The following is a 25,814-nucleotide window of genomic DNA, read 5'->3' as shown; positions in this document are numbered from 1 at the left end:
TTACGAAAATGTCAATGCTCAATCACGTGGGGGAACAGTAAAACCTTGCTGAGAACCCGGATAACGGTTTTGAGTATTTATGTCTTTAAACGCATAAATACAATTTAGTCAGAAGGTAAACTAAACCCATGTTGAATACGCTGATTGTTGGTGCCAGTGGTTATGCCGGAGCGGAGCTTACGGCTTACCTGAATCGTCACCCACATATGAACATAACCGGTTTAACGGTTTCAGCGCAAAGTGCAGATGCAGGAAAATTACTTTCTGATCTGCATCCGCAACTAAAAGGCATTATCGATCTTCCGCTGCAACCCTTGGTGGATGTGGCTCAGGCGGCAAAAGGTGTTGATGTTGTCTTCCTCGCCACTGCCCATGAAGTTAGCCATGATTTAGCCCCACAATTCCTGGCAGCAGGCTGCGTGGTGTTTGATCTCTCGGGGGCATTCCGGGTTCAGGACACAGCGTTTTACCGCCAATATTATGGTTTCGAGCATCAACATGCCGATTGGCTGGATAAAGCGGTTTATGGGCTGGCTGAATGGCAGGCCGAAGAGATTAAACAGGCGCAATTGATTGCCGTACCGGGTTGCTACCCAACCGCATCACAACTGGCACTTAAGCCATTGGTCGATGGCGATTTGCTCAATGAAGCACAATGGCCGGTGATTAACGCGGTCAGTGGTGTGAGTGGCGCGGGACGTAAAGCCAGTATCGGCAACAGCTTCTGTGAAGTGAGTTTGCAGCCGTACGGCTTGTTTAATCATCGTCATCAGCCGGAAATTGTTGCTCACCTTGGCACCCCGGTCATTTTTACGCCGCATTTGGGGAATTTTGCCCGGGGCATTTTGGCGACCATCACCTGCCGTTTGAAAGCCGGAGTGACAGCACAAGATATCGCCGAGGCTTACCACAATGCATATCAGGATAAGCCACTGGTGCGGTTATATCAGCAAGGCGTGCCAGCACTGAAAGCGGTGGTGGGTTTACCTTTCTGTGATATTGGTTTCTCTGTACAGGGCGAACATTTAATTATTGTCGCGACAGAAGATAACCTGCTGAAAGGTGCGGCAGCACAGGCTGTCCAATGCATGAATATACGTTTTGGCTTTGCGGAAACCCAGTCGCTGTTGTAGGCGGCCAGAGGGTGAAGCACTGAGCCAGAACCAGAAAATACAGAAATATAATCTAATTATACCCAATAGATTTCGAGTTGCAGGTAGGCGATAACAGAATGAACTCAATGAGTTGAGTGAATGATGGCAGCCAACAACCCTGCATCTTGAAAGACGACGGGTACATCGAGGCGAAACATAATGAACCCATTAGTCATTAAATTAGGTGGCGTGTTGCTGGACAGCGAAGAAGCGCTGGAACGCCTGTTTACTGCATTGGTGACCTATCGTGAGAAACATGAGCGCCCGCTGGTGATTATGCACGGTGGTGGTTGCCTGGTTGATGATTTGATGAAAAAACTCGCTTTGCCGGTAGTGAAGAAAAACGGCCTGCGTGTTACCCCAGCCGATCAGATTGATATCATTACCGGTGCATTGGCCGGTACAGCTAACAAAACCCTGCTGGCTTGGGCGGTAAAACACCAAATCAATGCTGTCGGTTTGTGTCTGGGCGATGGCAATACTGTAGAAGTTACGCCATTAGATGCCGAACTGGGGCATGTCGGTAAAGCATTACCGGGTTCTCCGGCTTTGGTGCAAACCTTGCTGGCTGCGGATTACATGCCAATCATCAGCTCTATTGGTATCACTATTGATGGCAAATTAATGAATGTGAATGCGGATCAGGCCGCAACAGCATTGGCTGCCACGCTGGGCGCAGATTTGATTTTACTGTCAGATGTCAGTGGCATTCTGGATGGCAAGGGCCAACGGATAGCGGAGATGACGGCACAAAAAGCCGAGCAATTAATTGCTCAGGGCATCATTACTGACGGTATGGTGGTTAAAGTGAATGCGGCGCTGGATGCGGCACGTTCATTAGGTCGTCCGGTAGATATCGCCAGTTGGCGTCATGCCGATCAGCTGCCAGCCCTGTTTAATGGCGTGCCGATTGGCACCCGTATTCTGGCTTAATACCCGCTGTATTTGAAGTTGCGGCTTTGCTGCAACTCCAACAACTTTGGGTATATTATGATTTTCTATATCAACACAATTTCAATGCCAATCATCCCTTAAGATGATGGGTATATTCACAATCTAGGGAAGCAAAATTATGGCATTGTGGGGCGGACGGTTCAGTCAGGCGGCAGATCAGCGTTTTAAGCAGTTTAATGATTCCCTGCGGTTTGATTACCGACTGGCTGAACAGGATATTATCGGTTCTGTTGCCTGGTCGAAAGCACTGGTCACAGTTGGCGTTTTGACCGAGTCAGAACAGCAACAACTTGAGCAGGCACTCTCTGTTTTGTTGGAAGAAGTGCAGGCCGATCCACAAGCTATTTTGGCCAGCGATGCGGAAGATATCCACAGCTGGGTTGAAACCAAACTGATTGAAAAAGTGGGCGATTTAGGCAAAAAGCTGCATACCGGGCGTAGCCGTAATGACCAAGTGGCAACGGATCTGAAATTGTGGTGTAAGTTCCAGATAACGGAATTGAAAACCGCGGTGCAGCAGTTGCAGCAGGCGCTGGTTATCACTGCTGAAGCTAACCAAGATGCTGTCATGCCGGGCTATACCCACTTGCAACGGGCACAACCTGTCACCTTCGCACATTGGTGTCTGGCCTATGCTGAAATGCTTTCCCGCGATGAAAGCCGCCTGCAAGACACACTAAAACGTTTGGATGTCAGTCCGTTAGGCAGTGGTGCGCTGGCAGGAACAGCTTATGCCATCGATCGTGAACAACTGGCGGGCTGGTTAGGTTTTGCTTCGGCAACACGTAACAGTCTGGATAGTGTTTCCGACCGCGACCATGTACTGGAATTGCTGTCTAATGCCAGCATCGGCATGGTGCATTTATCCCGCTTTGCCGAAGATTTGATCTTCTTCAACAGTGGTGAAGCCGCTTTTGTCGACTTATCTGATCGCGTTACGTCGGGCTCTTCCCTGATGCCGCAAAAGAAAAATCCAGATGCATTGGAATTAATCCGTGGGAAATGTGGTCGGGTACAGGGCGCATTGACTGGGATGATGATGACGCTGAAAGGCTTGCCTCTGGCTTATAACAAAGACATGCAGGAAGACAAAGAAGGGCTGTTTGATGCACTCGATACCTGGCTTGATTGCCTGCATATGGCAGCGCTGGTGCTGGATGGCATTCAAGTAAAACGCCCGCGCTGTAAAGAAGCGGCTGAGCAAGGTTATGCCAATGCGACAGAGTTGGCTGACTATCTGGTTGCTAAAGGTGTGCCTTTCCGTGAAGCTCACCATATTGTGGGTGAGGCGGTTGTTGAGGCTATTCGTCAGGGCAAAGCATTAGAGGCTTTATCGCTGAGTGATTTGCAGAAATTCAGTGCGGTCATCAATGATGATGTGTATCCGATTCTGGCATTGCAATCTTGTCTGGATAAGCGGGTCGCTAAAGGCGGTGTTTCGCCGCAGCAAGTGGCATCGGCCATTGCTGAAGCTAAAACGCGGTTATTTTAATTTGCAGAGTATTAATGTAATTCATTAATACTGGGAGCGGGCCACATTTATTGTGGCCCGTTTTGCGTTATAGCTACTCGACAATATTTTATTTCTACCGACTTTATGTGGGAATTTTAATTCATTTAACGCCAACTACTATTTATTACTTATTTCTCTTATAAAACCAATGCACTCAATAACATGCTGTTTTATTTTTAATATGCCGTTGAGTTTATAACCAGAAATGATTATGATAATTATTATCAAATAATGGCGCTATAGTAAAACCTCTACTAGCATTAAAAAATTAAATGAATCAATTTAACTGAAATAGCGATGTATTTTACTGAAACAAATTACCTTGCCCTCTAATAAAGTAGTGCACTTTATTTCCAATGTAATGTTCCATTTATTTGATGCAGTAACTTATTTAATTTATAGAAAATAACACAATATCACTCACCGGATAACTTCTATTATTTGGCGATGTTCCTATTGCTGAATTTTATTTCAAAGGCCATTAAGCTACGGCTAATGATTAATATATATATTATTTTTATATTAATAAGGATGAAATCTCATAAATGGATAATATAGTTAGAGATAAAGATACAATAATAAGACCAATGAATAAAATGGCCTTAAGTCTATTTTTGGCCCTCAGTGCGCAGGGTTATTCAGAGCGCGTAAATGCTGAATCATCTAATGAGCATGACATGGTGTTAGATGAGCTCAAAGTGGAAGGGGCAAGCCCTCCTCATGATGGTGATTGGATCTATGATAAACCTCGCTCAGTGAGCGAGATATCGCGCGAACAAATGGACCACCGGCCAGCCCGCCATGCCGCCGATATACTGGAACAAACGCCGGGAGTTTACTCCAGTGTTAGCCAGAACGACCCTGCACTTTCGGTTAATATCCGTGGAATACAAGATTACGGTCGTATCAATATGAATATCGATGGCATGCGGCAGAACTTTATGAAAAGTGGTCATGGCCAGCGCCATGGGGTGATGTATATCGATCCGGAAATATTGGGTAATGTGGTCATTGAAAAAGGTGTCTCCAGCGGTATAGGGGGGGCGGGAGTCATTGGCGGAATTGCAACCTTTAATACCATTAATGCCAGCGACTTCCTTGAACAGGGAAAAGAAATTGGCGGCAAAATCCGTGCTATAACCGGCGATAATGGTACTCAATTTATTGGTAGTGCCATGCTGGCATTAGGTAATGAAGATGGCGATATATTAATAGCCGCCAGTGAGCGTAACTTAAAAGACTATTGGCCGGGGAATAAAGGCTACCTTGGTGAAATACGCATGGGGACGAAAGAGAGTAAATTTGACCATGATATTAAGAATAATAAAATCGCGTTTACGCACTATAAAATGCACTCCCGGTTAGCAAAAATAGGTTGGAATTTAGCTACCGATCAACGGCTAGTCCTCAGTTATTTACAAACACAAGTACAGAGTCCCAATGCTGGTATGTTTACTCTTTTATATGATAGAGCCACACCACATATTTTCACATATGGTTGGTTAAGTAACAGTACTAGCGATGTAATGAATCGTAATATTGGCTTGGATTATAGCCTAAAGCCGGAGCATATTGCCTGGTTGGACGCCAGCGCCAAAATCTATTACGTAGACACTGATGATTACACCGATACCCACAACGCGAATGCCATTTTCCGCAAACAATATTGGACCCAAACCCGCCTGACGACCCAAGGTTTACAACTACAAAATACCAGTTTATTGACTGCTGCTGATCACTATCAATTACGTATTAAATATGGCCTTGAGTGGTTTAGTGACCGTTCCCGCGGGCGTACGACAAATGACTACCTTGATGTTATAACTCCAGTGGATAAAAGGGTTAATGGGCTGACGCCAGCAGGGCAGCGCGCCATTACCAGCACCTTTGCCCAGCTGAATTATGATTACAATGATTGGCTGCGGTTGGAGGGGGGACTGCGGCATGACCAATTTCGCATACAAGGTAATACCTGGATGCCACTGAATGGGTTTCGCCACCCTTATACCCGTGAAAATCCTTGTGACTCAAGGGTGCATGAGCAGTCCGAGCATGTCAGTACCCGGTGTTCTTCTAATTCACCGCTAACGATGGCATGGGATGTTAATCGCCGTGCAAGACAGTTTTCACCCACCGCAGGTATCGGCATTAAGCCCGGGGTTCCTTGGTTGGAGTTTTTTGGTCACTACGGTAAATCCTGGCGACCGCCGGCGATGACTGAAATGCTGGCCACCGGTAGTGCACATGGCCATGGTTGGATTTTACCTAACCCTTTGTTGGCGGCAGAGAACGCTAAAGCTTGGGAGGCCGGCCTAAATATTCAGCATACAGGTCTGTTTATCAATGAAGACCGTCTGGTTGCTAAGCTCGCCTACTTTGATACCCGGGTAACTAATTATATTAATCTTGAGTTATCTAAACAAAAGCCCAAATTTAGTGGTGAGTCTTTTGCGAATGCAACCTATATTAATAATTTGTTAGCAACACATTTTCGTGGGCTAGAGTATCAATTAAGTTATGATGCGGGTTTATTTTATACGACGGTAAATTATACCAGAATGATTGGTGTTAATAGTGTTTGTTCAAAAAAAGCTTGGTTAGGTGGAGTGCAAAGGCATGGCATTATTAGGGATGCTTCTTGGAAGGTTCGTTCATATCCCATTGATGATAATGATGCAAATAATAAGATAGAATGCTACAAGGCCAGTAATTTATTTGGTTCTTCAGCTTATTTGCCGGGTGATAGAGGTAGTTTGGTTTTGGGTGGCAGAATATTTGATCAAAAGCTGGATTTCGGCACTACTATCCGTTATAACAAAGGACATCAAGATAAGTCGGTGACGAATAAAGATGGTTATCCGAATACTGCCTATGTAGCTGATTGGCCGAAGTATACGTTATTTGATATTCATGCTAGTTATAAAGTAACGAATGATTTAACTTTGCGTGGAACAATAGAAAATATAACTAATCGTGCTTATATTGTTAATTATGGTGATTCACTTTCACTGACACCTAATCGTGGTCGTACTATTCAGGGCGGTATTGAATATAGATTTTAAACCTACTAAATAAATATTAATTATGATGTGTTTTTGAATTTTATGCTTTAAGTTTAAAGAATTCAGGTGAGGTTATTATTTTCACCTGTGGTCACTGTGATTCAATGATGAGTCACGGAGTAATTTTTAATTAAAAGGATATTATTATGACAGTTACTATCAAATATTATGGCAATTATGCTAATGAGTCCATCTCTTCTGCCAGCCAGCAATGGGCTACCGAGAATGGTGATATAACCACATCAAGTGCCAAACAATATGGAAGTTTCGCTGGAGGAGATACTTTTAATGGTACTCAATATGCAGTATCCAGTTCCCATGGCGCAGATAAGGCGATGATTGTGGAAGGGGAATTAAAATACTCCTTTATGCCACAACATACTTTCTCCGGGAAAATGGACAGTTTGGTATTGGGTGATAAATTGGAGAATAATACTGATGGTATAGGTAAGCAGCTTGCAGATCCCCACTTGAAATTCAGTGGGTTAGACATTACTGGTGAATTTGATCCCAGCAAAACTAAAGAAGAGAACCAACAAGGCGAGATGCATAAAGCCACCTACGGCTTTATGCGCGGCGATGCCACGCCATTCCTCGATATCCTCAAAGCCAAAGGGATTGATGTAGATACCCCGCTTAAAGATATGGCTATCGCTAGCCAGTTTGATGCTAGCAGTGATGTTATGGCTGACGCACCTATCATTGATACTATCGGCTCATATGACGGTGCCGAAATATTAATGGCCGCTTAATGTCAGAGATTAAATAATAATGCTTTGGTTATATAAATGAAATATCACCACCGCCTTTCCTCTGGTTGCTCTAGTTTGTTTTACTGGCGGTGGTTCCAAATAATTTATTATTTCTCCTGAGAACAGATATAACCCAACGCTGAATTATATATTAATAGTCAATCAGAAGGATACTATTATGGCAGTTGAAATAAGATATCAAGCGGGAATTGAAAATGAATCTATATCTTCCTACACGCATAAATGGACGGCTAATTTTGGCGATATGATACAATCGATGTCCAATGATTCAAGTGATGATTATTTTTTTCAAGCCGGAGTATATAATTCCGAAGGATCTGGTGATGTATACGCATTTGTAAAAGAGAGTGAACAGCCGGGAAGTGTTAATGTCGCCATGGTGACGGGATATAAAACAAAAATTAAAGTAGGGAGTGATTTTGATCAACACCTAATTCCCGGTATAAGTGGGAGTTTGGCATTTGGCGATAAAATCATACCGACTCCTGAGGCTGAGTTAGATAACTCGCCGGGCGGGGATAAAATATATTTCCAACTTCAGAATACCCAGTTATCATTTAATGGGTTAGATAATACCGATGATATTGAATATTCGTTCTATATGTTTTTCCATTCGCAGACACATCCTCATTGTCCGAGTGGAAAATCTCTTGGGGTATATAGTTTACTAAGGGGGGATGCAGAACCCATATTAGCGAAATTAAAAGCCCAAGGAGTTGATGTGGATACGCCACTTAAAGATATGGCTATAGCTAATCAGTTTTATGTCGCGCCGGTCGACTCTCCTGTGATTGATACTGTTGGTGTTACTGAGGGAAGCGAAGCATTACTCGCTGCTTAATAACGGGCATCAGAAAACAATTTTGGGGCTGAATAAAAAATACCCTCGCCATTCTTTTCGATAACTTATATTTCAGTATTGATGTTGGGTGCAATAAGCATTGCGTCGAGAAACAGAAGAATATCCACTCAGATGATAACGCTGCTTTCAGCATGGAAATGGATGCCATGAAATCATATAAAATACCCAAAGTTATCCCAGCCTCATTCACTATCCTCTCCGTGCTAGCTGAGCATAAAAAAAGCCTTTGGGGTTTAGGTCTATTTACTGCGGTAATCAATTTGCTGATGCTAGCTCCTGCCATTTATATGCTGCAAGTCTATGATCGCGTTCTGGCTTCTGCGAATACCATGACATTATTGATGCTCACTATTCTGGTGCTGGGCATATTTGTATTTATTGGCCTATTAGAGTGGGTGCGCAGTGCGATTGTGATCCGTTTAGGCACTCGCATTGATATGCAACTTAATCAACGGGTGTTTAATGCTGCATTTGCCTCCCAACTTAAAGGTCATAAAACCCCGGCGGCTCAAGCATTAAATGACCTCACTTCCTTGCGCCAGTTTGCTACGGGCAATGCCTTATTTGCTTTTTTTGATGCCCCTTGGTTCCCTCTCTATTTATTGGTGATTTTTATACTCCATCCTTGGTTAGGTGCACTGGCGACAGTGGGGGCTTGTGTATTGATTTTCCTGGCTTGGCTGAACCAATGGGTATGTAAAAAACCATTGAAAGAAGCATCAACCGTCACATCACAAGCCACGCAACAGGCTAATGCGAATTTACGTAACGCCGATGCTATCGAAGCGATGGGCATGCTAACTGCATTACGCGAGCGCTGGCTAGAGCAGCATTCACACTTCCTCTATCAGCAAAATATCGCCAGTGACAAAAGTAGTCAGGTTACCGCGGTATCCAAATCTAGCCGCCAAGCCTTGCAATCAATGATGTTAGGTCTGGGGGCATTACTGGTTATTGACGGTGCAATTACCGCGGGAGTAATGATCGCCGGCTCAATTTTAATTGGTCGAGTATTGGGCCCAATTGATCAAATCATTGCAGTTTGGAAACAGTGGAGCCATGCACGTCTCTCTTATCAGCGCCTGACATCTTTATTAGCTCAGCACCCCCCAATACAGACCGGGATGGCTTTATCTGCCCCAACGGGGAAACTCAGTGTGACGCAGCTTACCGTCTGCAAACCGGGTACCCATATTCCCGTCTTATCTTCCATCAATTTTGAATTGCAGCCCGGTGATGTATTGGGCGTTTTAGGCCCATCAGGCAGTGGAAAGTCTACCTTGGCACAGCTGTTGGTGGCGTGTAAACCGGCGCTTAGTGGCTCGGTGCGGTTAGATAGCGCGGATCTCTCCCAATGGGATAAAACCCGCTTGGGGGCATTTATTGGTTATTTGCCACAAGATATCCAGCTATTCCGTGGCTCGATTGCTGAAAATATTGCGCGTTTTGGCCCGATCGATTCGGCAAAAGTGACGGCGGCGGCGCAGATGGCCGGAGTACACGACTTAATCCTGTATATGCCACAAGGTTACGATACCCAACTTGGGGATGAAGGGGCCGAATTATCTGGCGGCCAGCGTCAGCGTATTGCTCTGGCACGGGCTATGTATGGTGTGCCACGGCTGATTGTGCTGGATGAACCGAATGCCAGTTTAGATAAAGAAGGTGAAAAAGCCTTACTCGAAAGCATCATTCGGCTCAAACAGCAGGGCTGCACCATAGTGATGATTACGCATAAGCCCGAACTTTTGTCAGGGAGCGACTATTTATTGTTCCTCAATAATGGGCGGATGGAATGGTTTGATCGCACGCAGACCGTTTTACAAAACATTAAGAGCCAGGATAAATCGACGGTTAATGCTGAAATGAAAACAGCGAACAATAAAAAACCTTGGGGGAGTGGGCCGCAATATGGCGTGGCTCAAATTCGCACGGCATCACAAAAATAGTGGCATTAACTAATACACCCATGGATGGAGAGATAATAGATGTCATCTGAATCAGATGGTTACCTAATAAAGGATATAAACCATCAACTGCAAACCCCCCCCCAATTACAGACCAACAGTGGGCGCTATCTTAGCCTTGGCGGATTATTGGTTTTAGGGGGCTTCATCGGTTCTCTGCTTTGGGCCGGGTTAGCTCCTTTGGACAAAGGGATTGCCGTTATCGGGCATATTGTGGTCGCTGAAAACCGTAAAGTTATCCAACCATTACAAGGCGGGCGCATCCAGCAATTACATATTGCTGAAGGTGATGAAGTTATCGAAGGGCAATTGCTTATTACCTTGGATGATACCGCGATACGCAGCCACCGGGACAATCTCCAGCAGCAGTATTTGAATGCCCTTGCTCAGGAATCCCGTTTGACGGCTGAGCAACATGGCCTGCCTACCATTATTTTCCCACCAGAATTACTCCAGCACCCCGAAAAGCCTTTGGCTGAGCGGAATATTGCTTTGCAACAACAGCTTTTTCAGCATCGTCGGCAAGCCCAGTTGAGTGAGGTTGCCCGGTTATCCGCGCAAATAACCCGCCACGAGAGCCGGTTGGATGGGCTACAAACGATTCGGGGCCATAACCAGCGCCAATTTGACTTGTTCCAGCGGCAATTACAGGGGGTACAGCTATTGGCGAAAAATGGCCATGCATCCCAAAGCCAGCTACTGGATATGGAGCGCCAGTCAATCTCACTGCGTGCAAATATAGAGGCAAATTCCAGTGAGATCTTGGAGTTACATAAGCAGATTAGTGAAATAGAACAGCATATTTTACAACGACGTGAACAGTTTAAAAGTGAGAATCGTGAACAGTTAGCTAAAGCGCAACATACTACTCAGGAGTTGGCCCAGCGTTTGGCGGTCGCAGAGTATGAATTGAATAATACCCGCATTTTCGCGCCAGTGAGTGGCTCGGTGATTGCACTGGCTCAACATACTATTGGGGGAGTCGTGAGCACCGGGCAAACTATCATGGAACTGGTGCCCAATGGCCAAGCACTCTTGGCTGAAGCGCAACTTCCAGTCTCATTAATTGATAAGGTCACGGTTGGGCTACCGGTTGATCTCAATTTCTCCGCTTTTAATCAAAGTAATACCCCGAGATTACAAGGCTCTGTATTACGGATCGGCGCTGACCGCATACAGCATCCACATACTCTAGAACCTTACTATCCCTTAACTGTGGCACTCGACAATACACAAAATCAATTGGCAATCCGGCCCGGTATGTCAGTTGATATTTTTATCCGCACCGGGGAACGCTCGTTACTTAATTATCTGTTTAAACCCCTCACTGACCGCTTGTATGTCGCCTTCGCAGAAGAATAGTCATGTTGAGTTAACTCATTAAAAATAAAGGAATACAGTGAATTAATTCATGAAAAAACAACAAAATAAGGGTGCAGTGATGCTGTGGTGGGGCAGTGCCTTACTCACGGGCGGTTTCCATCTTTATCTCATTTGGTTGCTGAGTACCACATTTGTACCCATTGATAATACCGATGGCTCTCCTATCGCCATTATGGTCGTATTGTCGGCCGAGTCAGAATTTACTCCCATTTTGGAGCAAAAACCGGCGGTGGGTATTACCCAAGCTTTCAACGAACCGATGGCAGAGCAGTTTGAAGCTCAGCCAGAGGAAGTTAATGATTTCATTACGTTACCGGAGCTACCTAATGCTTCATTGATTGTTGAAAAAAAAGTAGTCGCCACTAAAAAGCAGCCAGCTAAAGTCAAACCGTTGCAATCGAAGGTAAGGGAGCCGCGCCAAGCCGTCATTGAGTCCATGCCAGATAATCACAGCCACTCAACACCTCCGGCGGCAGCCACTAGCACCCCCTTGTCTGGGGAGAGTCACCAAGTTGCTGCGGCTGCTAATAGTGATTCATCACATATTCAAAATCTAAAAATGAACTGGAGAGGCCGTTTACAGGGGCATCTGGCAAAATTTAAGCGCTATCCATTTGATGCCAGAAAAAAACGTCAGGAAGGCACCGCCACGATTCGTTTTGTGGTGAATCAGGATGGATATGTGTTGTCAGCTAAGCTGATTAATAGCAGTGGAGTCAGTATTTTAGATGCGGAAGCACTGGCGGCGATTAAACGCGCCCAACCATTGCCCAAGCCGCCCGCAGAGCTTATCCCTCAGGGGCAGATAACATTAACTCTACCTGTTGGCTTTAATATTAAAAGTAAGCGTCATTGATAGCGGCTACAGACTAATAGGGTGGATGAATATTTCACCCTATTAATTTTATGCCGACGGTTTATTCAGACCGCCAATCGAGCACATAGATAACGGTTTAGACTGACCCCTTCTTCCGAGGCACTAATCGCCAGACGACGATGCTGATCCGGTGGCATGCGCAGCACCAACTTCCCGCTATAGTGCTTTTCTGCCAACGGGACCGGCGGGGTTTCACCATGAGTTTGCATATCATTCAAGATATCTGCCACGAGCGCGGTGATCCCGGTCAGAGCTTCAACACGCGATCCTGCCAGCCACGATAAACTGGGGAACTCCGCACATAAGCCAACAAATTCTGCATCTTCTGCGGACCAAGTAATACGGTAAGTATAATGTTCAATATTAACCATGAGCTATATCCTCAAGTTTAGCCAAAGCAGCAATGACCTGTTTTACTTGGTAAAACTTAGCCATTCCGCTGCTGTCCTTTTGAATGTTGATCCGCGGGTCACCTTGCCTAGGGGTGCTGTAAACATGATGGCTGCTGGAGTAATGTCTGGGAAAGCCAAAATAGAAATTACAAATTTTGACTAACTCACGGAATTTGACCCCTGTAGGATTGGTTTTCATTCGTGCAACCCGACTGTCCATGTCTTTCATAATGCCGCCATTTTAGTATCATTATTGATATCACATCAATAGTAATTCTTGAGCTGGTAAGGGTGCTTAGTGCGGTGGGTATTGGCAGACAGTGAACATTGCTGGCTTATTTGCCAAGTGAGGCGATGAAATCTGTGGAAGTGGCACGCAAAAATAGCAGATAAAAAAACCGGGCATAAAGCCCGGCTTAATCAATGAGAAACGAGGAGCGAGAGCTATTATTCACCCGGGCAGCGCAGACAGCGCTCAGCCTCGTCGGTACCCAATCTCAATTTAGACTGCAAGTCACGCAGGGCAGTACGCAAACCTTCCTCGATGACTGGGTGATAGAATGGCATATCCAGCATCTGGTCGATGGTCATTTGCTGCTGATGTGCCCAAGCTAATAGGTGCGCAATATGTTCAGCACTTGGCCCCATCATCTCGGCACCGAGGAAACGTCCGGTACCTTGCTCACCGTAAACTCTTAAGATGCCCTTATTTTTCAGCATCACACGTGAACGGCCCTGATTCTCAAAAGAGACTTCACCGATTTCAAAACAACCGCATGCACTGAATTTCTGTGACAATTCGCGGAAGGTGGAGCCCACCATGGCGATTTGCGGATCGGAGAAAACCACTGAAATCGGGCTGCGACGTAAACCGGGCACCACTTCAGGGAATCCGCCAGCATTCACACCAGCAATACGAGCCTGATCACTGGCTTCATGCAGTAATGGCAACTGGTTACTGGCGTCACCGGCGATAAAGATATGTGGCACGCTGGTCTGCATCGTCAGCCGATCGGCTGATGGAACACCGCGCTCGTCAAGCACGAGGGAGGTATTTTCCAGACTCAGTTTATCGACATTAGGGCGACGGCCTGTGGCGGCTAAAACATAATCCACCATGATTTCTTGTGGTTTACCGGCCTCATCCAGATAACGAATAAAGACCTTATCCCCTTCACGCTGCATCACTTCAACTTTCACATCGGGATTCAGATAGAACTCTTCACCCAATGTTTTCGCGGCGTAGCTGCGCACAATACTGTCCGTCAGCGGGCCAACACCACCACCGACACCAAACATTTTGACCTGAACACCGAGTCGGTGCAGCGCCTGACCAAGCTCTAGCCCGATAACACCAGGGCCAAACACCGCCACAGATTCTGGTAAATCGTCCCAGTTGAAAACATCATCATTAACAATCAGCCTATCACCCAGTTCATTCCAAGGCGCAGGCCAGGTTGGACGAGAACCGGTCGCAATAACAATGCGTTGCGCGACAATGCGAGTGTGATCATCAACTTGCAGGGTATTGTCATCAATAAAACGTGCATAACCCTGAATTTTATCTGCGGCTGGAATGTTATCTACGCCTTCCAAAACAAAGCCAACAAAACGGTCACGTTCGCGCTTAACGCGGTCCATGACTTCACGGCCATTAATGAGAATTTCACCTTGCAGGTGGATACCAAATCCGGGGGCTTTTTCAATCTGATGCACAGCTTCAGCCGCCGCAATCAGCAGTTTGGATGGCATGCAACCGACGCGAGCACAGGTGGTACCGTATTCGCCACCTTCAATCATCACCACACTTGGGGTCGATAGTTTGGCAGCGCGATAAGCGCCAAGCCCGGCAGTACCGCCGCCAATCACGGCGACATCAACGTTTAAGGTTTTCATGTCTGCTCCTAACAGAAAAAAAGGGTAGGCCGGAGCCTACCAAGTTACTTCACGTTATCGTCGTTTTTATTGATGCACATATTTATTCATGTCATTAGGCAGACAAATACTTCTCTAAATCATCACTACCGCCAATGTGACGGCCACCAATAAACACTTGTGGCACAGTCCCACGGCCTGTTACTGCACGCAGACTGACGGTGGTTGCGTCTTTGCCCAGTACGATTTCTTCATACTGAATGCCGCGATCTTGCAGCATCTGTTTTGCTTTGGCGCAGAATGGACAACCCGGTTTGGTAAAGACAGAAACCGATTCTTGTACTTTAAAATCAGGGGCCAGATATTTCAGCATGGTATCGGCGTCAGAAACTTCAAACGGGTCACCTGGTTTGTTTGGCTCAACAAACATTTTTTCGACCACACCGTTACGTACCAGCATGGAGTAACGCCATGAACGAGGACCAAAGCCTAGATCAGCTTTCTCTACCAACATATCCATGGCTTTGGTGAATTCACCGTTACCATCTGGAATGAAAGTAATATTTTCAGCATGCTGATCGGCTTTCCAGGCATTCATGACGAAGGTGTCATTAACTGACACACAGAGAATGCTATCAACACCCTGTTGTTTGAACACATCAGCCAATTCGTTATAACGTGGCAGGTGGCTGGAAGAACAGGTCGGGGTAAAGGCACCCGGCAGTGAAAATACAATCACAGTTTTGTTGTTGAACAATTCGTCGGTAGTTACATCAACCCACTGGTCGCCCTGACGGGTATGGAAAGTCACCTGTGGGATTTTTTTACCTTCTTGGTTAGTAAACATCTGTAACTCCTTAATTAAAAAATAAAATATTTAAATTTTTCTGAGTATCTTTTCGTTGGGACACATTATTCATTTTATCACTTGATAGTTCTAATCACTGGTTGCTATCTTATCTATCGTCAATGACTATCATAAAGCGGAGCACCGATGAATATTCGTGATTTAGAATACCTAGTGGCGCTGGCTGAATTCAGGCACTTCAGGCGCGCCGCCGACTCTTGTCATGTCAGCCAACCCACATTAAGTGGTCAGATTCGTAAATTAGAAGATGAGTTGGGCGTGATGTTATTGGAGCGCACCAGCCGGAAAGTTCTGTTTACGCAAGCTGGGCTATTGCTGGTGGAACAGGCCAGAACAGTATTGCGAGAAGTGAAAGTCCTTAAAGAGATGGCCAGTTTGCAGGGCGAGAGTATGTCTGGCCCGCTGCATATCGGGCTTATTCCTACGGTTGGGCCTTATTTATTGCCGCAAATCATTCCTATGCTGCATCAGACATTCCCAAAACTGGAAATGTACCTGCATGAAGCGCAGACCCAAAATCTTTTGGCTCAATTGGATAGTGGCAAGCTCGACTGCGCCATTCTGGCATTGGTCAAAGAGACTGAGGCTTTTATTGAAGTTCCGCTGTTTGACGAACCGATGCAACTGGCGATTTATAGCGACCATCCATGGGCTTCGCGTGAAAAAGTGCAAATGCACGAACTGGCAGGTGAGAAATTGCTGATGCTGGAAGATGGCCACTGTTTACGTGATCAAGCGATGGGCTTTTGCTTCCAGGCAGGTGCTGAGGAAGACACGCATTTCCGTGCCACCAGTTTAGAAACACTGCGCAACATGGTTGCCGCAGGTAGCGGTATCACGCTATTGCCTTCACTGGCCGTACCGAACGAAAGAAATCGTGACGGCGTTTGCTATCTGGAATGCTACAAGCCAGTACCTAAGCGCACCATTGCTTTGGTGTATCGCCCCGGTTCCCCATTGCGTGGCCGCTATGAGCAACTCGCCGAGGCGATACGTGAGCACATGCAACCACGCATGAGCGCAGAAGTGATAAACGAAAAGTCAGAACAGGCGGTTTAAACCATTGAGCGCCGCCACACGATAGGCTTCCGCCATGGTTGGATAGTTGAAGGTAGTATTAACGAAATATTCGATAGTATTGCCTTCACCTTTCTGTTCCATGATGGCTTGCCCAATGTGGATAATTTCAGCCGCACGTTCGCCAAAGCAATGAATGCCCAAGATTTGTTTGGTTTCCCGATGGAACAGGATTTTTAAACTACCGGTATCCATCCCAACGATTTGTGCGCGGGCGAGGTGCTTAAACTGGGCCCGACCCACTTCGTAAGGGACTTTCATCGCGGTCAGATCCTGTTCGGTTTTACCGACAGAACTGATTTCCGGAATGGTATAAATGCCGGTCGGGATATCTTCAATCAGATGAACTTGCGCTTCGCCTTTTATCATCGCTTGTGCGGCAATTCGCCCCTGATCATAGGCCGCAGAGGCCAAACTCGGGTAACCAATCACATCACCAACTGCATACACATGGGGCAGTGCTGTCTGATACATACTGTTGACCTTCAACAGGCCACGGCTATCTGCTTCCAGCCCAATATTTTCCAGCCCTAATTCACTGGTATTACCGGTGCGGCCATTGGCATACAACAAACAGTCTGCTTTGACTTTTTTGCCTGATTTCAGATGTACGATGACGCCGTCAACGGTTCCCTCAATCTGCTCAAACTCTTCGTTGTGGCGGATAACCACGCCGTTATTCCAGAAGTGATAAGAGAGGGCATCGGACATTTCCTGATCAAGGAAAGCCAGCAGCCTATCGCGGGTATTGATCAAATCCACTTTGACACTCAACCCACGGAAAATTGAGGCATATTCACAACCAATAACCCCAGCACCATAGATAATAACGTGCTGTGGTTCGTGGCTGAGTTGCAAAATGGTATCACTGTCGTAAATTCGTTCGTGATTAAAATCAACGTTTGCCGGGCGATAGGGGCGTGAGCCGGTGGCAATGACGATGTTATCAGCCTGCAATGTATCGCTGGTACCATCGGCATAACGCACATTGATAGTATGAGCATCAATGAAGCTGGCATCGCCGGAAAACATCTGGCAGTGATTGCGATCGTAAAAGCCTTGGCGCATGCGAGTCTGCTGATTAATAACGCGATCCGCATGGTTTAAGATATCAGCAAAAGAAGAGCTGATGGTTCTGGCATTGTCGCTATAGAGTGGGTTTTGATTGAACTCGATAATACGGCTAACGGCGTGGCGCAAAGCTTTGGATGGGATGGTGCCCCAATGGGTACATCCACCGCCCACATTATTGTACCGTTCAATGACGGCAACGCGGGCACCTTGCTTGACCAACCCCATAGCGGCACCTTCACCGCCAGGACCCGAGCCAATAACTATGGCATCAAAATGGAAGTGCTGTTGCATGTAGGAGAGACCTATTATTATACAAAATTACAACGGTACATTAACATCATCCCAAGTATAACCCAATAAACAATGGGTAAATCACCGTGATGTGTGCTGTAAAGCGGCAATTCCGTATTGGGATGATACGTTTGTATAACGGTTGTTACTATAAAGTTTGGTATATTGCTGACTATATGTCTTAGATTGAGAAATTGGATATCCCTTGGGTACGATTATGGGCGTCAGAGCACAACAAAAAGAGCGGACTCGTCGTTCCCTTATCGAAGCGGCGTTCAGCCAACTGAGTGCTGAGCGGAGTTTTGCCAGCCTGAGTTTGCGGGAAGTCTCCCGTGAAGCAGGTATTGCACCGACTTCTTTTTACCGGCATTTCCGTGATGTAGACGAGCTTGGCCTCACTATGGTTGATGAAAGCGGCCTGATGCTGCGCCAACTTATGCGCCAGGCACGTCAGCGGATTGCCAAGGGCGGCAGTGTTATCCGCACATCTGTATCTACATTTATGGAATTTATCGGCAATAATCCGAATGCCTTCCGCTTATTGCTGCGGGAGCGCTCCGGGACTTCTGCTGCATTCCGTGCCGCAGTGGCGCGCGAAATTCAGCATTTTATTGCTGAGCTGGCCGACTACCTAGAGCTGGAAAATCACATGCCACGTAGCTTCACCGAAGCTCAAGCTGAGGCCATGGTCACAATTGTCTTCAGTGCCGGTGCAGAAGTGCTGGACGTGGATATTGAACAGCGGCGACAGTTAGAAGAACGCTTGGTCTTACAACTGCGGATGATCTCCAAGGGTGCCTATTATTGGTATCGTCGCGAGCAGGAAAAGCTCGCAGTGTCCCGCGCTTAATAAGGTAAGGAAAATGATGGAACAATCCCGCCGTGAAACCGGCACCCTACTGTTGGCATTGATTACTGGTTTGGCAATAAATGGTTCATTTAATGCGATATTCAGCTCATTTGTGCCTTTTTCAGTCTTTCCGCTACTGACACTCATTTTGGCGGTCTATTGCTTGCACCAGCGCTATCTCAATTTTGCCATGCCACAAGGTCTGCCAGTGCTGGCTTCCGCATGTTTCTTACTCGGCATTTTATTGTATAGCGCGATTGTACGTGTTGAGCATCCGGTGATTGGTTCCAATTTCGTTCCCTCTATCCTGAGTGTGGTGCTGGTGTTCTGGATTTTATTCAAGCTGAAAACCCGCAAATCAGCACAGACAGAAATTGATACCGATACTGACTCAGATAGTGATAACCAGCAGCCGCAATAACTCATGGCCGTCAATTTTCGCGCCAGCAGATTGAGTGAGTTTGGCAATAAAATAAAAGGGCAACATGGTGTTGCCCTTTTATTTGCCTATAGTTTTTGCTGGCTGTTAGTCCCGCTTTTCCAGTAAAACCCCACACTCCATATGATGGGTATAAGGGAACTGATCAAATAGCGCTAACCGGCTGATTTTATGGGTGTGCTGCAGTTGTTCAAGATTGGCGCACAGTGTCTCTGGGTTACAAGAGATATAAAGGATGCGCGGGTAAGCTTGTACCAGTTTGACGGTTTCGTCATCCAGCCCACTGCGCGGCGGATCAACGAAAATGGTCTCACAGTTATAACTGCTCAAATCAATGCCTTTCAGGCGGTTAAACTCACGCACACCTTGCATTGCCTGAGTAAACTCTTCCGCGGACATCCGAATAATTTGCACATTATCGATATTGTTCGCGGCAATATTGTATTGCGCGGCCGCCACTGACGGCTTGGCAATTTCTGTTGCCAGCACACGGTCGAAATTGCGTGCTAATGCCAGTGAGAAATTACCATTGCCACAGTACAGCTCCAGCAAATCACCGCTGGCATGTTGGGTGACATCAATGGCCCATTCCAGCATATGAATATTCACCGCAGCATTAGGTTGGGTAAAACTATTCTCAACCTGACGATAAATCATCTCGCGACCGGCGACGGGCAACACTTCATCAATATAGTCGTGGTCCAGCATGATTTTAGTTTTTGATGCCCGGCCAATCAGTTGCAGATCAAAACCTTGCTCGCGCAGCTGATCACGTAGCTCCAGCGCTTTCTGCTGCCACTCTTCATCCAATTGGCGATGGTACAGCAAAGATGCAATCAGTTTGCCGCTCAAGGTAGATAAGTAATCAATCTGGAATAGCTTACGGCGCAAAATGGGCTCGGCCCTGATGGCGGTCATCAATGCGCTCATCAGACGATTAATTAACACACTGGCGACTGGGAATTGTTCAACCCGAATTCGCTGCTTAGTCTGTTGATCAAACATGATGTGGTACAGGTCGTCTTCATCATGCCAAACACGAAACTCGGCTCTCATGCGGTAATGTTCAGCTGGAGAGCGGAATATTTCGGGGGCGGGGGCCTGAAACGGCGACATCATCGCCTGAAGACGGGCCGATTTTTCCGCCAGTTGGTGGTCATAGCCGTCAGTCGGCAGGATGTCGGGAGTCATGTTTCTTCTCGTCTGGACATTATAAAAGAGGTTTATTCCTGCGGATTGTAGGGAAAGTGGAAGTGATGTCCAGTTTTGTCGTGTTTATCCCCTTCCTGCACCATGAAATTTATTGGCGATATCCCTCGTTACAAGAGTAGAAGTCTAGACATCCATTTTACTTGATCGTAGCATTGCGGTCCGGCCTCATGCTGTTACTTAAACACCTAAGAGTTAAAAGGGAATCCGGTGTAAATCCGGAGCTGACGCGCAGCGGTAAGGGGAAGTCACGGCGATAGGTTTCATCCAGACACTGTCCATAAGGACGGGAAGTCATCGCCCGCTCTGTTTCATGTTATTTATTCATCTCAGTATTATTTACTGCGGTAATTAAAGTTGATATCAGAGATCCCAAGCCCGAAGACCTGCCGGTATACGTCGCAATATTCGTGGTCGTCGCGTACTACCGGCCATGGCACTGCGGCATCCGCTATTTGAGTTTGGATGCTTTTCTAATGACAATTAAAAAATATACGCTGCTCACAGCCCTTTCTGTGACGGCATTTTCTGGATGGGCGCAGGATAACACCACCACAGGTAATAAAGATGAAATGGTTGTTACCGCCAGCCGTTTCAAACAACCGGTTTCCACGGTATTGGCGCCAACCGATGTCGTCACCCGTGATGATATCGACCGCTGGCAGGCAAAAAGCCTCAATGAAGTTATGCGCCGGTTGCCTGGCGTGGATATCGCCCAAACCGGGGGATTAGGTCAGGGTTCTTCTATGTACATCCGTGGTACTGAAGCTCGGCATGTACTGGTATTGATTGATGGCATTCCTCTGGCCCGCACCGGTATCGTCAACAGCGTCGACTTCAATCAGATTCCTATCTCTTTAGTGCAGCGAGTTGAATATATTCGTGGGCCGCGTTCTGCCGTCTATGGTTCTGGGGCGATTGGTGGCGTTATTAACGTGATTACCCAAACTGACCAAGAAGGTGCACAGATTAATGCTGGCGTCGGTTCTAAAGGCTACCAGCAATATGATGGCAGTGTTCGCCAACGTTTTGGTGATACTTTGGCGACGCTGGCGGGTGGGTATCAAACCACTAACGGCTATAACATCAAACCTAACTCGCCAAACCCTATTGATAGTGATCGGGATGGTTTTCGTAATAAAAATTTCTGGGCCGGTCTGGAACATCAGTTCAACCAAGAGATATCCGGCTTTGTTAGAGGATATGGCTACACCAATAACACGGATTATGATGTGGGCAGCCTCTCTTCTCCGGCCTACAGCGGCGATGAAGAGCGACTTTATAATCATACTTATGATGCCGGGCTACGTTATGTGTCGGGAGCCTACTCTTCCCAATTAATCGGTAGCTATCAGAAATATAAAGACTATAACTTCAGTAGCCAGTATGGCCGCTATGGAGTTGCTACCACGCTGGACAATATGGATCAGCGCAATGTGCAATGGGGCAACACCTACAGTTTTGAAAGTGCGACGCTGAGCGCAGGGGTGGATTGGCAACAACAGCGCCTAACCTCATCTAGCCAGACTATCTCCGACACCTATAAGCGGGATAACACCGGTTTATATCTGAGCGGCCAGCAAAAGCTCGGCAATGTGACATTAGAAGCTTCTGGCCGTGAAGATAAAGATGAGCAATTTGGCTGGCACGAAACGTGGCAAACAGCCGCGGGCTGGGAGTTTGTTCCTGACTACCGTGTGACATTATCTTACGGCACCGGCTTCCTGGCTCCTTCATTGGGTCAGCAATATGGTTCGCAGCGCTTCGATATTATGTCAAACAGTGATTTGAAACCGGAAGAGTCGCGCCAATGGGAAGCCGGTCTGGAAGGGCTGACAGGGCCAGTTGACTGGCGTTTGTCTGCTTACCACAACAAAATTGAAAATCTGATTGATTACACTTCTGACCCAGTGACGTATAAAGGGCAATATTACAATGTGAATTCTGCCACTATAAAAGGTGTTGAATTGACCGGAAACTTTGATACCGGGATGTTTAACCACCAGATCACGTTGCAATACATTGACCCACGTAATGACCTAAATAATGAAGTGTTAGCTCGCCGCTCTAAACAGCAGGCCAAGTATCAGTTGGATTGGACAATGTTCAATGTTGATATGGACGTTTCTTACCAGTATTACAGCAAACGCTACGACAATAGCACCTCGATGTATAACTCGACTCAGCGTGAATTATCGAGTTACAGCACAGTCGACGTCTCCGCTGCTTATCCGGTTACTTCTCATCTAACAGTTCGTGGTAGAATTGCTAACCTGTTCGATAAAGAATACGAAACGGCTTATGGCTATAAAACCGCTGGACGAGAGTATTACCTCACAGGAAGTTATAACTTCTAAGGCTGATTCTTCTCCTCGCCCGACAGCGCTGATTTTTGATTCAGGTGTTGGCGGGCTATCTGTTTATCAAGAGATTCGGCAGCTGTTGCCGGATCTCCACTATATATATGCTTTCGACAACGTCGCTTTCCCTTATGGGGAGAAGTCAGGCGAGTTTATTGTTGAGCGCGTTCTGGAAATTGTCACGGCAGTGCAGCAGCGCCATCCATTAGCAATAGTGGTTATCGCCTGTAACACCGCCAGCACCGTCTCCCTTCCTGCATTGCGTGAACGTTTTGCGTTCCCGGTCGTTGGTGTTGTTCCCGCTATCAAACCTGCAGTGCGGCTAACCCGTAATGGTGTTGTTGGCCTACTGGCCACACGCGGTACGGTTCATGCTTCTTATACCCTGGATTTGATTAAACGCTTTGCCACTGATTGCAAAATTGAGTTACTGGGTTCCTCCGAGCTGGTGGAGCTAGCAGAAAGTAAGTTGCATGGTGGCGTGGTTGCGGCGGAAGCATTAAAGAAAATCCTTCATCCGTGGCTAATGATGCGTGAACCGCCAGATACCATTGTCTTGGGCTGCACGCATTTCCCTCTATTAGCTGAAGAGTTGGCGCAAGTGTTGCCGGAAGGGACGCGCATGGTCGATTCCGGGGCTGCAATTGCGCGTCGGACGGCTTGGCTTATCTCTTCGCAGGAAAATATCATTTCTTCTACGGATGAGAACATTGCATATTGCATGGCTCTGAACGCAGACACTGATGCTTTATTGCCCGTTTTGCAGGGTTATGGCTTCCCAACACTGGAAAAACTGTCAATTTAGCAGCGTTTTGACTAAAGATTCAGCGGTTGAAAAGTTTTTTCAAATTAGGGGTTGCAGGCTGTCAGGAACTCCCTATAATGCGCCTCCACTGACCGGGAACAACGAAACACACTTCGCCGGGTCAGGAAGAGAAAAGAATGATTTTGACTTCGAAAGAAACAAAAGAAAACCTTGACTCTTCAGCGGGAAAGCGTATTATCTGCCTCCCGCGTTACCGTAAGATTCGCTGAAAGGCAAACGGGTAACGAACGCTCTTTAACAATTTATCAGACAATCTGTGTGGGCACTCGCAAGACGATATCGAAGCCTGTTTCGGCAGGCAGAAGCAATATCAAAGTCTTGAAGAGTGACCAAAGCAGTACACATTTGAACTTCGGTTCGAATGCATATTTGCAGAAAGTAATCTTTGAGCATCGCTGCTTTTATTAGCAGCAAATCAAACAAATCTTAAATTGAAGAGTTTGATCATGGCTCAGATTGAACGCTGGCGGCAGGCCTAACACATGCAAGTCGAGCGGCAGCGGAAAGTAGCTTGCTACTTTGCCGGCGAGCGGCGGACGGGTGAGTAATGTCTGGGAAACTGCCTGATGGAGGGGGATAACTACTGGAAACGGTAGCTAATACCGCATGACCTCGCAAGAGCAAAGTGGGGGACCTTCGGGCCTCACGCCATCGGATGTGCCCAGATGGGATTAGCTAGTAGGTGGGGTAATGGCTCACCTAGGCGACGATCCCTAGCTGGTCTGAGAGGATGACCAGCCACACTGGAACTGAGACACGGTCCAGACTCCTACGGGAGGCAGCAGTGGGGAATATTGCACAATGGGCGCAAGCCTGATGCAGCCATGCCGCGTGTGTGAAGAAGGCCTTCGGGTTGTAAAGCACTTTCAGCGAGGAGGAAGGGGTTGAGTTTAATACGCTCAATCATTGACGTTACTCGCAGAAGAAGCACCGGCTAACTCCGTGCCAGCAGCCGCGGTAATACGGAGGGTGCAAGCGTTAATCGGAATTACTGGGCGTAAAGCGCACGCAGGCGGTTTGTTAAGTCAGATGTGAAATCCCCGCGCTTAACGTGGGAACTGCATTTGAAACTGGCAAGCTAGAGTCTTGTAGAGGGGGGTAGAATTCCAGGTGTAGCGGTGAAATGCGTAGAGATCTGGAGGAATACCGGTGGCGAAGGCGGCCCCCTGGACAAAGACTGACGCTCAGGTGCGAAAGCGTGGGGAGCAAACAGGATTAGATACCCTGGTAGTCCACGCTGTAAACGATGTCGACTTGGAGGTTGTGCCCTTGAGGCGTGGCTTCCGGAGCTAACGCGTTAAGTCGACCGCCTGGGGAGTACGGCCGCAAGGTTAAAACTCAAATGAATTGACGGGGGCCCGCACAAGCGGTGGAGCATGTGGTTTAATTCGATGCAACGCGAAGAACCTTACCTACTCTTGACATCCACAGAACTTAGCAGAGATGCTTAGGTGCCTTCGGGAACTGTGAGACAGGTGCTGCATGGCTGTCGTCAGCTCGTGTTGTGAAATGTTGGGTTAAGTCCCGCAACGAGCGCAACCCTTATCCTTTGTTGCCAGCACGTCATGGTGGGAACTCAAAGGAGACTGCCGGTGATAAACCGGAGGAAGGTGGGGATGACGTCAAGTCATCATGGCCCTTACGAGTAGGGCTACACACGTGCTACAATGGCAGATACAAAGTGAAGCGAACTCGCGAGAGCAAGCGGACCACATAAAGTCTGTCGTAGTCCGGATTGGAGTCTGCAACTCGACTCCATGAAGTCGGAATCGCTAGTAATCGTAGATCAGAATGCTACGGTGAATACGTTCCCGGGCCTTGTACACACCGCCCGTCACACCATGGGAGTGGGTTGCAAAAGAAGTAGGTAGCTTAACCTTCGGGAGGGCGCTTACCACTTTGTGATTCATGACTGGGGTGAAGTCGTAACAAGGTAACCGTAGGGGAACCTGCGGTTGGATCACCTCCTTACCTAACGATACGCATTGCGCAGTGTCCACACAGATTG

At 47.0% G+C, this 25,814-nt stretch carries 20 protein-coding genes, 1 rRNA gene and 1 riboswitch; of the genes, 15 read left to right on the top strand and 6 right to left on the bottom strand.

Features of this window, described 5'->3' with window-relative positions:
• Window positions 1-128 precede the first annotated feature (128 nt).
• The 9 genes from argC to N0H69_RS21305 all read left to right on the top strand — a co-directional run bounded on the left by argC (window position 129) and on the right by N0H69_RS21305 (window position 12,524).
• Window positions 129-1,133 (top strand): N-acetyl-gamma-glutamyl-phosphate reductase, encoded by a 1,005-nt coding sequence (gene argC / locus N0H69_RS21345; RefSeq protein ID WP_050110455.1) that lies wholly within the window; start codon window positions 129-131, stop codon window positions 1,131-1,133.
• A 180-nt stretch (window positions 1,134-1,313) separates the two neighbouring features.
• Window positions 1,314-2,087, top strand: coding sequence for an acetylglutamate kinase (argB, locus tag N0H69_RS21340; protein WP_050111271.1), 774 nt, complete (start codon window positions 1,314-1,316; stop codon window positions 2,085-2,087).
• Between the two features lie 139 nt (window positions 2,088-2,226).
• Window positions 2,227-3,600 carry an argininosuccinate lyase gene (argH, locus tag N0H69_RS21335; RefSeq protein WP_050123941.1) on the top strand — a complete coding sequence of 458 codons (1,374 nt, stop codon included), beginning with the start codon at window positions 2,227-2,229 and terminating at the stop codon, window positions 3,598-3,600.
• A gap of 566 nt (window positions 3,601-4,166) precedes the next feature.
• A complete protein-coding gene (locus tag N0H69_RS21330) occupies window positions 4,167-6,683 on the top strand; it encodes a TonB-dependent hemoglobin/transferrin/lactoferrin family receptor (RefSeq protein WP_050152120.1) in 2,517 nt (838 codons plus the stop codon).
• Between the two features lie 146 nt (window positions 6,684-6,829).
• Window positions 6,830-7,435: a heme acquisition protein HasA gene (locus N0H69_RS21325; protein WP_050152121.1), complete on the top strand. Its 606-nt coding sequence runs from the start codon at window positions 6,830-6,832 to the stop codon at window positions 7,433-7,435.
• Between the two features lie 178 nt (window positions 7,436-7,613).
• Window positions 7,614-8,297, top strand: coding sequence for a heme acquisition protein HasA (locus N0H69_RS21320; protein ID WP_050152122.1), 684 nt, complete (start codon window positions 7,614-7,616; stop codon window positions 8,295-8,297).
• A gap of 152 nt (window positions 8,298-8,449) precedes the next feature.
• A complete protein-coding gene (locus N0H69_RS21315) occupies window positions 8,450-10,267 on the top strand; it encodes a type I secretion system permease/ATPase (RefSeq protein WP_375541926.1) in 1,818 nt (605 codons plus the stop codon).
• 39 nt (window positions 10,268-10,306) lie between these two features.
• Window positions 10,307-11,647 (top strand): HlyD family type I secretion periplasmic adaptor subunit, encoded by a 1,341-nt coding sequence (locus N0H69_RS21310; RefSeq protein WP_050152123.1) that lies wholly within the window; start codon window positions 10,307-10,309, stop codon window positions 11,645-11,647.
• Window positions 11,648-11,696: 49 nt separating this feature from the next.
• Window positions 11,697-12,524 (top strand): energy transducer TonB family protein, encoded by an 828-nt coding sequence (locus N0H69_RS21305; protein ID WP_080991440.1) that lies wholly within the window; start codon window positions 11,697-11,699, stop codon window positions 12,522-12,524.
• Window positions 12,525-12,589: 65 nt separating this feature from the next.
• Here the strand turns inward: N0H69_RS21305 and N0H69_RS21300 are convergent, their stop codons facing one another.
• The 4 genes from N0H69_RS21300 to N0H69_RS21285 form a co-directional block, all read right to left on the bottom strand.
• Window positions 12,590-12,916 carry a type II toxin-antitoxin system HicB family antitoxin gene (locus tag N0H69_RS21300; protein ID WP_050111131.1) on the bottom strand — a complete coding sequence of 109 codons (327 nt, stop codon included), beginning with the start codon at window positions 12,914-12,916 and terminating at the stop codon, window positions 12,590-12,592.
• Window positions 12,909-13,166, bottom strand: a complete 258-nt coding sequence (locus N0H69_RS21295) for a toxin HicA (protein WP_050147056.1) — start codon at window positions 13,164-13,166, stop codon at window positions 12,909-12,911. The genes N0H69_RS21300 and N0H69_RS21295 overlap by 8 nt, the downstream gene beginning before the upstream one ends.
• A gap of 218 nt (window positions 13,167-13,384) precedes the next feature.
• Window positions 13,385-14,833 (bottom strand): dihydrolipoyl dehydrogenase, encoded by a 1,449-nt coding sequence (locus N0H69_RS21290; RefSeq protein ID WP_050152124.1) that lies wholly within the window; start codon window positions 14,831-14,833, stop codon window positions 13,385-13,387.
• Between the two features lie 94 nt (window positions 14,834-14,927).
• On the bottom strand, window positions 14,928-15,659 hold the full coding sequence (locus N0H69_RS21285; protein WP_050152125.1) for a glutathione peroxidase: 732 nt from the start codon (window positions 15,657-15,659) through the stop codon (window positions 14,928-14,930).
• Between the two features lie 147 nt (window positions 15,660-15,806).
• On the opposite strand from N0H69_RS21285, the gene oxyR reads away from it, so the two are divergent.
• A complete protein-coding gene (oxyR, locus tag N0H69_RS21280; protein WP_050111134.1) occupies window positions 15,807-16,739 on the top strand; it encodes a DNA-binding transcriptional regulator OxyR in 933 nt (310 codons plus the stop codon).
• On the opposite strand, the gene sthA is transcribed toward oxyR, so the two are convergent.
• Window positions 16,722-18,122 (bottom strand): Si-specific NAD(P)(+) transhydrogenase, encoded by a 1,401-nt coding sequence (gene sthA, locus N0H69_RS21275; RefSeq protein ID WP_050135742.1) that lies wholly within the window; start codon window positions 18,120-18,122, stop codon window positions 16,722-16,724. The two genes, oxyR and sthA, sit on opposite strands and share 18 nt — an antisense overlap.
• Window positions 18,123-18,339: 217 nt before the next feature.
• On the opposite strand from sthA, the gene fabR reads away from it, so the two are divergent.
• Window positions 18,340-18,972 (top strand): HTH-type transcriptional repressor FabR, encoded by a 633-nt coding sequence (fabR, locus tag N0H69_RS21270; protein WP_049563486.1) that lies wholly within the window; start codon window positions 18,340-18,342, stop codon window positions 18,970-18,972.
• 13 nt (window positions 18,973-18,985) lie between these two features.
• A complete protein-coding gene (locus tag N0H69_RS21265) occupies window positions 18,986-19,393 on the top strand; it encodes a YijD family membrane protein (RefSeq protein ID WP_050111137.1) in 408 nt (135 codons plus the stop codon).
• 105 nt (window positions 19,394-19,498) lie between these two features.
• On the opposite strand, the gene trmA is transcribed toward N0H69_RS21265, so the two are convergent.
• Entirely contained in the window at window positions 19,499-20,602 is a 1,104-nt protein-coding gene (trmA, locus tag N0H69_RS21260; protein ID WP_050111139.1) for a tRNA (uridine(54)-C5)-methyltransferase TrmA, read from the bottom strand.
• Window positions 20,603-20,766: 164 nt separating this feature from the next.
• Window positions 20,767-21,028, top strand: a riboswitch (cobalamin riboswitch).
• Between the two features lie 68 nt (window positions 21,029-21,096).
• Between trmA and btuB the strand changes: the two genes are divergently transcribed.
• The 3 genes from btuB to N0H69_RS21245 all read left to right on the top strand — a co-directional run bounded on the left by btuB (window position 21,097) and on the right by N0H69_RS21245 (window position 25,777).
• On the top strand, window positions 21,097-22,977 hold the full coding sequence (gene btuB / locus N0H69_RS21255) for a TonB-dependent vitamin B12 receptor BtuB (RefSeq protein WP_050152126.1): 1,881 nt from the start codon (window positions 21,097-21,099) through the stop codon (window positions 22,975-22,977).
• A complete protein-coding gene (gene murI / locus N0H69_RS21250; RefSeq protein WP_050111142.1) occupies window positions 22,922-23,785 on the top strand; it encodes a glutamate racemase in 864 nt (287 codons plus the stop codon). Before btuB ends, murI begins: the two co-directional genes overlap by 56 nt.
• Before the next feature lie 449 nt (window positions 23,786-24,234).
• A 16S ribosomal RNA gene (locus tag N0H69_RS21245) occupies window positions 24,235-25,777 on the top strand.
• Window positions 25,778-25,814: the final 37 nt, after the last annotated feature.

Source organism: Yersinia alsatica (assembly GCF_025133195.1).
Lineage (GTDB): Bacteria > Pseudomonadota > Gammaproteobacteria > Enterobacterales > Enterobacteriaceae > Yersinia > Yersinia alsatica.
This window is presented reverse-complemented; position numbering and strand designations above follow the sequence as displayed.